The organism is Pseudomonadota bacterium, assembly GCA_039024915.1.
Lineage (GTDB): Bacteria > Pseudomonadota > Alphaproteobacteria > Rhizobiales > MH13 > MH13.
The window spans coordinates 21,744-29,937 of record JBCCPK010000013.1 but is presented as its reverse complement, the minus strand read 5'-3'; the positions used below and the strand labels follow the sequence as shown (position 1 = coordinate 29,937).

The 8,194-nt window shown below is 59.3% G+C and carries 7 protein-coding genes and 1 tRNA gene; 2 read left to right on the top strand and 6 right to left on the bottom strand.

The window, feature by feature from the left end:
- The first annotated feature begins 298 nt into the window (after positions 1 to 298).
- Positions 299 to 472 (top strand): hypothetical protein, encoded by a 174-nt coding sequence (locus AAF739_17335; protein ID MEM6384436.1) that lies wholly within the window; start codon positions 299 to 301, stop codon positions 470 to 472.
- Between the two features lie 204 nt (positions 473 to 676).
- Here AAF739_17335 and AAF739_17330 read toward each other — a convergent pair.
- The 6 genes from AAF739_17330 to AAF739_17305 form a co-directional block, all read right to left on the bottom strand.
- Positions 677 to 766: transfer RNA gene (locus AAF739_17330), tRNA-Ser, on the bottom strand.
- A 102-nt stretch (positions 767 to 868) separates the two neighbouring features.
- Positions 869 to 1,951: a BMP family ABC transporter substrate-binding protein gene (locus tag AAF739_17325; protein MEM6384435.1), complete on the bottom strand. Its 1,083-nt coding sequence runs from the start codon at positions 1,949 to 1,951 to the stop codon at positions 869 to 871.
- A gap of 88 nt (positions 1,952 to 2,039) precedes the next feature.
- Positions 2,040 to 2,957: an ABC transporter permease gene (locus AAF739_17320; protein ID MEM6384434.1), complete on the bottom strand. Its 918-nt coding sequence runs from the start codon at positions 2,955 to 2,957 to the stop codon at positions 2,040 to 2,042.
- The gene (locus AAF739_17315; protein ID MEM6384433.1) at positions 2,947 to 4,068 is read right to left on the bottom strand and encodes an ABC transporter permease; all 1,122 of its coding nucleotides are present in this window, start codon (positions 4,066 to 4,068) and stop codon (positions 2,947 to 2,949) included. The genes AAF739_17320 and AAF739_17315 overlap by 11 nt, the downstream gene beginning before the upstream one ends.
- Entirely contained in the window at positions 4,058 to 5,623 is a 1,566-nt protein-coding gene (locus AAF739_17310) for an ABC transporter ATP-binding protein (GenBank protein ID MEM6384432.1), read from the bottom strand. The genes AAF739_17315 and AAF739_17310 overlap by 11 nt, the downstream gene beginning before the upstream one ends.
- Positions 5,624 to 5,814: 191 nt before the next feature.
- Positions 5,815 to 6,807 carry a quinone oxidoreductase gene (locus AAF739_17305; protein ID MEM6384431.1) on the bottom strand — a complete coding sequence of 331 codons (993 nt, stop codon included), beginning with the start codon at positions 6,805 to 6,807 and terminating at the stop codon, positions 5,815 to 5,817.
- 102 nt (positions 6,808 to 6,909) lie between these two features.
- Between AAF739_17305 and AAF739_17300 the strand changes: the two genes are divergently transcribed.
- Entirely contained in the window at positions 6,910 to 8,187 is a 1,278-nt protein-coding gene (locus AAF739_17300) for an FAD-dependent monooxygenase (protein ID MEM6384430.1), read from the top strand.
- The last annotated feature ends 7 nt before the right edge of the window (positions 8,188 to 8,194 follow it).

Sequence of the window (8,194 nt, the reverse complement as noted above, 5' to 3'; positions counted from 1 at the left end):
GCCTCTCGCAACGACAGCCCCGCCCCAATGGGCGAGCCAACCGTCGCGCCGCTGTCATTCTCGTCGAGATTTGTGGTTACGACGAAGTTGGCCATGATGCGCTCCCAGCGGGCATATTTTCCGTTGGGTCAAGCCTTAGCATTGTAAGCCCGGCGAATACGATAAAAAACTGCAACGTGGACCCGGGCACGAAGACGTCAAACCCCTAAGTGCGCGTGCCCTTGACGCTTTTGTTCGGCGACGCTCTTGTCCGGCGGTCCCGATACCGGCGTACGGTCTCTCGTGCCTGAGCTCACCGATGCACGGCTTACCGAACGTTATCCCAGAGCGTGTGCGGACGGGACGGGCAGATAGCCTCGCCTTTACAGTTGGCGCAGGCAAGGTGACCGGTGAATCGCTTTGGGAAGCGGCCGAGCGCATGCACACAGTTCGAACTCGCAGCCAGCAAGCTGCGGTTCGGCACATGGCATGACGGCACAAAGACTGGCGGAGAGCGGAGGACTTTGATCGAACTCGACGCCAGTCAACCGCGGTTGTGCCGGAGGCATAAAGCAAAACCTAATGGCGGAGAGGATCGAACAAAGTTCGAACTCGGAGCCAGTCAACCGCGGTTGTGCCATCTTAGCTGGCTCCGGTCCTTCGGACCGACCGCTTGAAGGCACAGAGCAGACAAATATGGCGGACAGGGTGGGATTCGAACCCACGAGACGGTTCCCCGCCTGCTGGTTTTCAAGACCAGTGCCTTCAACCACTCGGCCACCTGTCCCGCGCCAGCGCTTATCGCGCCGCCGGGTCCATCGCGCAAGCAGGCCCAACAAAAAAGGCCGGGAGTTTTTCCCGGCCTTTCGTTGGATGATAGAACGCTCGATCAGTTTGGATAGGCGTCGTCGATCCCTTGAACGTAGAAGTTCATGGATAGGATCATATCGAGCGCAGCAACCTCACCTTCTGCGACGACTTCTTCGCCGGCCTGATTGAAGACCGGTCCGGCAAACGGATGGATCTCGCCAGCAATGATGCCGGCCATGGTCTCTTCGGCCACAGCCTTGGTCTCATCGGACATGTTGGCGAACGGTGCCATCTGGACCATGCCACTTTCCATAGAACCCATCGACGAGCCGGTTTCCCATGTGCCATCGGCGATCGCGCGGACACGATCGATGTAGTAGGGCGTCCAATTGTTGACAATGGCTGTAAGCTGCGCGTCAGGCGCAAAAGCGCCCATGTCGGAATCGTTGCCGAAGCCACGGACGCCACGCTCCTGCGCTGCCTGAAGCTGCGCGGTGGAATCGGTATGCTGAACGAGAATGTCGGCACCTTGGTCGATAAGGGCATTGGCAGCTTCTGCTTCGCGGGGGGGATCATACCAGGTGTTCACCCAAATGATCTTCACTTCAATGTCCGGATTGACCGATTGAGCGCCAAGCATAAACGCGTTGATTCCCGAAATAACCTCTGGGATCGCGTAGGACGCGATGTAACCGATCGTGTTTGTTTCGGTCTCAAGCCCAGCAATCTTGCCGAGAATATAACGGCCCTCGTAAAAATGGCCGTTGTAGTTGGCAAAGTTATCAGCCGACTGGTAGCCGGTCGCGTGCTCAAACTTCACATCGGGGAAGCGCTCAGCAACCTCACCGACCGATTCCATGTAGCCGAAAGAGGTCGCAAAAATGATGTCGTTGCCCGAGCGTGCAAGTCGTTCAAGTGCACGCACGGCGTCCGCTCCTTCCGAAACACTTTCGAGAAAAGTCGTCTCGACCGCGTCGCCAAGCTCGGCCTCCATCGCAAGGCGGGCCTGGTCATGGGCGTAGGTCCAGCCATGGTCCGAAACCGGGCCCACATAGAGGAAAGCGGCCTTGACGGGGTCATCGGCCTGGGCAGTCGTGGCAGCACCCAAGGAAAGAGCGGCTGCGGTACCGACGGCCAGAAGGGATGAAAGAAGGGTCTTCATCAGGTCGTCCTTTGTTTTCGTGATGGCTTGAAGGTGGGAGCCCGGAGCGGTCGCGCCATCTGCAACCGCGCCTTGGGCATAAGAAGGGCTATCGGTCAGGCACAAAGGCCCGGCCGAGAGCCGCGGGGGTGTTCCTGCGCATCAAGGTTTGATTGCGCGACAGAAGCACCAAAGCGATGATGGTGGCGACGTAAGGCAACATGGTCATGGCTTGGGTCGGGATGCGGACACCGAATGCCTGAGCGTGCAATTGAAGGATGATGACGCCGCCAAACAGGTAAGCACCTAACAGCGCCCGCCACGGCAGCCACGTTGCGAACACGACAATGGCCAGCGCGATCCAGCCGCGCCCGGCGGTCATGCCCTCGGTCCATTGAGTGGAGAGCACCAACGACAAATAAGCGCCGCCAATTCCTGCGCATGCGCCCCCAAAAGCCACGGCGGCGGTTCGGATCAATCGGACATCCCGACCGAGCGAGTGCGCCGCTTCGGCGTTCTCCCCGGTCGCGCGCAGAACGAGACCGGCACGCGTCTTGAAAAGAACATACCAAACGCCAGCGACGATCGCGAAGCTCGCATAGACGATGATATCGCGTGCGAAAAAGGCAGGTCCAACAACCGGAATGCTGGATAGCACGGGTATCGTGATTGGCTGAAGCTTCACCCCGGGGGTACCAACGAACGCCTCACCAATGAGCCCAGCGAGCCCAAGCCCGAGCAAGGTCAGCGCAAGACCTGTCGCGACCTGATTGGTAGCCAGGTAGACCGTAAAGAGTGCGAACAACAGGCTCATGGCGACCCCCGCAAGAGCGCCAGCGACGACGCCAAGATAGGGATTACCTGTGCTGAGTGCGACGCCAAACCCGACCACGGCGCCCATAATCATCATGCCCTCGACGCCGAGGTTCAGGACTCCAGACCGCTCGGCGACCAACTCGCCGATAGCCGCCAAGACGATGGGTGTCGCAGCACCCACAATGGTGATGACGATACCCTCAAGCAGCATCGGCGACCTGCTTGTTTGCCGGAACAGGCTCAGTCGTGGCCGCCGCGGGCGCGTTACCGACGATGCGAATGCGATAGCGCACCAGCGTGTCGCAACCGAGCACGAAGAACAAAAGCATACCCTGGACGACGCGTGCCATCTTGTCCGACAGGCCAAGCGATATCTGCGCCGCTTCGCCACCCAGATAGCTGAGCGACAGCAACAATCCCGCCAGAAGAATACCCCACGGGTTCAATCGGCCCAGAAAAGCAACGATGATCGCTGTGAAGCCGTAGCCCGGGGAGATCGTTGGCCTCAGTTCGCCGATTGGACCGGCGACTTCCATGATACCCGCCAAGCCCGCAAGTGCGCCGGAAATCATCAGGGAACCATAAACGAGTTTCTTCGATGAGAACCCTGCAAACTGCGCGGCACGGGGAGCTTCGCCAACCACCTTAAAAGCGTGGCCGGCGAGCGTGCGGCTCATGAAAAACCACATGACAGGCACCATCGCAAATGACAGCAAAATGCCCAAATGCACACGCGACCCCTCGATCAGGATGGGAAGGGATTGCGCGTCATCAAAGTTGCGGCTTTCGGGAAAATTGAACCCGCCCGGGTCACGCCACGGACCACGGACCAGATAATCTAAAATGAGCAGCGCGATGTAAGCCAGCATCAGGGAGGTGAGAATTTCATTAGCGCGGAATCGGACGCGCAAAAGCGCTGGGATCGCGCCGTAAAGCGCACCGCCGATAATGCCCATGACCAACATCGTAGGCAGCGTCAGCGGACCCGACCATTCAGGGAACAGAATTGGCGGGATGGAGCCGAAAATGGCGCCCATCGTAAACTGCCCTTCCGCGCCAATGTTCCAGACATTGGCCCGGTAGCAAACCGCAAGGCCCAGAGCGATCAGGATCAGCGGAGCTGCCTTCAGCAACAGTTCCCAGATCGACCAAAGCTCGGTTAGCGGAACAACGAAGTACTCGAATAAGGCCGCCGCGGGATTAAAGCCCATGACCGCGAACAACAGACCTGCGGTTACAAGCGTCAGGCCGAGTGCCATGAACGGCGCTGCGATGAGCATCACCCGCGATGGGGCGTCTCGCTTGATCAGCTCAAGCCGCATGGGCCTTGTCCTCGATTGTTTCGCCGCTTGCGTCCCCGCCCATGAGCAGCCCCAGCTCTTCGAGCGTCACCGAACCTGCATCCTTTGGTTCGGACAGCCGGCCATGGGAAAGCACCGCGATGCGGTCAGATATCTGCAGAAGCTCATCAAGGTCCTGGCTGATGGCAATAACCGCACTGCCCGCTTGAGCGAGTTCGATAAGGCTTGTTCGGATGAAGCTTGCCGCCGCAGCATCGACACCCCAGGTGGGTTGATTGACCACAAGCAGGGATGGCGTGCGCGACAACTCGCGGCCCACGACATATTTTTGCAGGTTGCCACCCGATAACGTTGAGGCAGCAGGATCGCCCGTCGCCGAGCGAACGTCGAAAGCTGAGCGAATAGCCATTGATAGCTTGCGGACCATTGCGAAGCGAACAGTTCCCAACGCTCCAAGCGTCTCGTCCTGATCCTGCTTACGCGTAATCAGCGCGTTCTCGCTCAACGCCATGGCCGGCACAGATGCATGGCCAGACCGTTCTTCTGGAACAAAAGCTGCCCCCATACCTCTTCGGTGGGTGATCGACCTGTCACCGATAGGTTGGCCTGACAGCCGGATCGCGTTGGCGTCTACCGGAGCCTCACCCGACAGAACGTCAAACAGCTCCTTTTGGCCGTTACCCGCCACACCAGCGATGCCCATGATCTCGCCTGTTCGAACTCCAAGCGAGAGGTCCTTCAACGGCATTCCGAACAAGGTACCGGGATTGTAGCTAAGATTGTCGAGCGCAAGCATGTCCGCTGTATCGTCTGCCAGTTGCACAGCTCGGCGCTCAACTTGCGATACGTCCGAACCCACCATCGCCCGGGCCAGCGACGCCGATGTCTCCGCGCGCGGGTCAGTCCGCTCAACGACGACGCCGTGCCGCATAACGGTTGCATCGTCACAAAGCGCGCGCACCTCGTCGAGCTTGTGCGAGATATAAAGGATGCCTTTGCCCTCTCCGGCAAGCTGGCGCAGCACCCCAAACAAGCTCTCTGCTTCTTGCGGGGTCAACACGGACGTCGGCTCGTCGAGGATGACCAAAGAGGGCTTCTGCAGCAGCACGCGTAGAATCTCGACCCGCTGCCGTACGCCGACGTCAAGGTCACCCACTGTTGCATTTGGATCGACGGTAAGACCATAGCGCTCATCGAAAGCCTGCAGGTCTATTGTCACCTTTTCGGGCGACGGCTTGTCGTCCAACGCGAGCGCGATGTTCTCGGCGACGCTCATGGATTCAAAAAGCGAGAAATGCTGGAACACCATGCCGATGCCCAATGCCCTGGCCTGATTGGGCGACTGGATCGCCTCTACCTGGCCGTCGACAGATACCGACCCCGCATCAGGCTCAAGCATGCCATATAGCATCTTGACCAACGTGGATTTGCCCGCGCCATTCTCGCCCAAGAGCGCATGGATCGAGCCGCGATTGATAGAAAGCGACACGGCATCGACAGCTTTCAGGCTACCGAAGGATTTGCTCAGACTGTCCACCGCCAGCAGCGGTGTGTTCGATATGCCCGATGAGGCCAACGCCCGATCTATCCTCTCCCGCGGCCCGGCCAAAAACCGATGCACGCACATCGCTATGACCAAATTTCAGCCATGCCTGTCTTGACGCCACGCCGGTACAATAAGCGTTCAGTTCCGCTGCCTGCAACAGCGGCATCGATATCGCGCCGCCCAAAAGCTGTGCACGAAGGGGCCTACGGGGCGATCAGTGCTTATCCGTTTGGCAACAGGACAGTTGAGCCGGTGGTTTTCCGGCTCTCGAGCGCTCGATGCGCTTCAGCCACATCTTTCAATTCAAAGCGCTGAGCGACAGGAATTCTGACAGCGCCCGACAAGACGACGTCAAACAGGTCATTGGCGGTTTCTTCGAGCAAGGCGCGCGTGCCGGTGTGGACAAACACCGTTGGCCTTGTGGCATAAAGCGAGCCCTTCGGACCGAGCATAGCAAGGTCAAAATCCTTGATTGGGCCAGAGGCGTTGCCGAACGAGACAAAAGTGCCGAAGGTTCGAAGGCAATCAAGCGACGCGGGAAAGGTTGCGGCTCCGATCGAGTCGTAAACGACGTGGCACTTCTCACCGCTGGTCAGCTGCGCCACCTCATCGACGAAATTCTGGGTCTCGTAATTAATGCAATGCGCGTATCCGTGCTCACGTGCCAGAGCGCACTTGGCGTCCGTGCCAGCGGTTCCAATGGCAGTCGCGCCAAGATGGTGCGCCCATTGGCCAGCGATCAGGCCAACGCCACCCGCTGCAGCATGGAACAGCAAAACGGTCTGCGCATCCACATGGAAGGATTTCCGAAGCAGGTAACGCGCCGTCATGCCTTTCAGCATCATTGCCGCTGCAGTCTCGTCGTCTATGCCGTCTGGCAGTTTGACCACACGATCAGCGGCGACGCTGCGATGGCGCGCATAGCTGCCAAGGGGACCGAGATAGGCGACGCGGTCGCCCACGTTCAGATGATCGACTTTATCGCCAACGGCAAGAATTGTTCCCGCTCCCTCATGCCCCGGGGTGAACGGTGTTCCCGCGGGAGCCGGATACAGGCCGGTGCGGAAGTAAACGTCGATGAAGTTCAGGCCAATTGCGGTGTGTTCGACGATCACGTCACCAGCTTCGGGATCCGCGAGCATGGCCTCCTCAAGCTGCATAACCTCCGGCCCGCCGGTCTTGCGTATGATGACGCGCTCTGTCGCAATCGGCATTATGCTCTCCTCGTCATGGTTGAACCGTGTAGGCAGGATGCCGCATTGACCGGTCACTCCATGCTCCCACCTAGTTGATCGGCAACCATTGGAAAAGCGCGCATGACCTTAAATTCGTCCTTCGACTGCACGATTGTTGGCTCAGGTCCAGCTGGTCTGATTGCTGCGCTCACGGCAGCGCGTCAGGGGCTCAACACCGCGCTGGTTGGTCCGCCGATCAACCTCGGTGACAAGCGCACCACCGCGCTGCTTGGACCATCGATCGACCACCTGGCAGCGCTGGGACTTGGCGATGCGCTGGCTTCTATTGGCACGCCCCTGAGGACGATGCGGCTGCTGGATGGGTCTCAGCGGCTGTTTCGTGCGCCGACCGTGTCTTTCGATGCCGAAGAAGTCGGTCGCCTCGAATTTGGCCTCAATTGCCCGAATGCGCAGCTCAATGCAGCGCTGCAGGCGGCAATTGATGCAGCAGATAATCTGACGATCATCCAAGGGTTTGTGGCCCGCTATGCACTGGGAGGCAGCGAACCGAAACTCGTCCTCAAGGACGGGCAGACGATCGACACGAGGGCCATCCTGGCGGCAGATGGGCGGAACTCCCCTGCCCGTGACGCCGCCTCAATCCGCGTTAGGCGTTGGAACTATCCGCAGACCGCTGCCGTGGGTGTGGTCCGACATAGCCGTCATCATGATTTCGTTTCCAGCGAACTGCATACGGAAACCGGACCCTACACCTTCGTGCCTATGCCCGACGCCGAAGATGGTTCGGCCAGATCAAGCTTTGTTTGCGTGCTCGCGCCCAAAATGGCCCAAAAGCTATCAAAGATGGACACGCTGGATGCGACAGCTTTTCTGCAGAAGCGTTCGCTGCATGTGGTTGGCAGTTTGACTCTCGAAGATCCGGTGCAGCTTTGGCCACTTGAAGGTTTGGTCGCACAAACCTTTGCGGCTGACGGGGTTTTCTTGATGGGTGAGGCCGCGCACGCCTTTCCACCAATTGGTGCACAGGGGCTGAATCTGAGTGTTCGTGACGCAGTCGACGCCGCTGACAGCGTTCACTCCGCACTCAACGCCAACGAAAATCCCGCATCGCGAGAGGTCGCATCGCGCTACACCGCCCGTCGGCGCGCAGATGTTTGGGCAAGGACACTTGGCGTCGACGCCTTGAACCGGTCGCTGCTGACCGAGCTGCCATTTGTTCATCTGGGCCGTTCAGCCGCCCTCGCTGCAACCCGCCTGTCTCCCACCTTCAAACGCACTTTGATGACCGCTGGTCTGGAGCCATTTGGACTGCGCGCCTTGTTGGGCAACGCGGGTGATCGTACGCGTGCGCGCCTTTCGCGTTTCAGGCCGCCATTCCTGCGCAACCTCGCTTCCTAGAAGCTCG

Coding starts and splice junctions, on each gene's coding strand:
- AAF739_17325 (MEM6384435.1), bottom strand. CDS start 1,951: ATGAAGACCCTTCTTTCATCCCTTCTGGCCGTCGGTACCGCAGCCGCT.
- AAF739_17305 (MEM6384431.1), bottom strand. CDS start 6,807: ATGCCGATTGCGACAGAGCGCGTCATCATACGCAAGACCGGCGGGCCG.
- AAF739_17335 (MEM6384436.1), top strand. CDS start 299: ATGCACGGCTTACCGAACGTTATCCCAGAGCGTGTGCGGACGGGACGG.
- AAF739_17315 (MEM6384433.1), bottom strand. CDS start 4,068: ATGCGGCTTGAGCTGATCAAGCGAGACGCCCCATCGCGGGTGATGCTC.
- AAF739_17320 (MEM6384434.1), bottom strand. CDS start 2,957: ATGCTGCTTGAGGGTATCGTCATCACCATTGTGGGTGCTGCGACACCC.
- AAF739_17300 (MEM6384430.1), top strand. CDS start 6,910: ATGACCTTAAATTCGTCCTTCGACTGCACGATTGTTGGCTCAGGTCCA.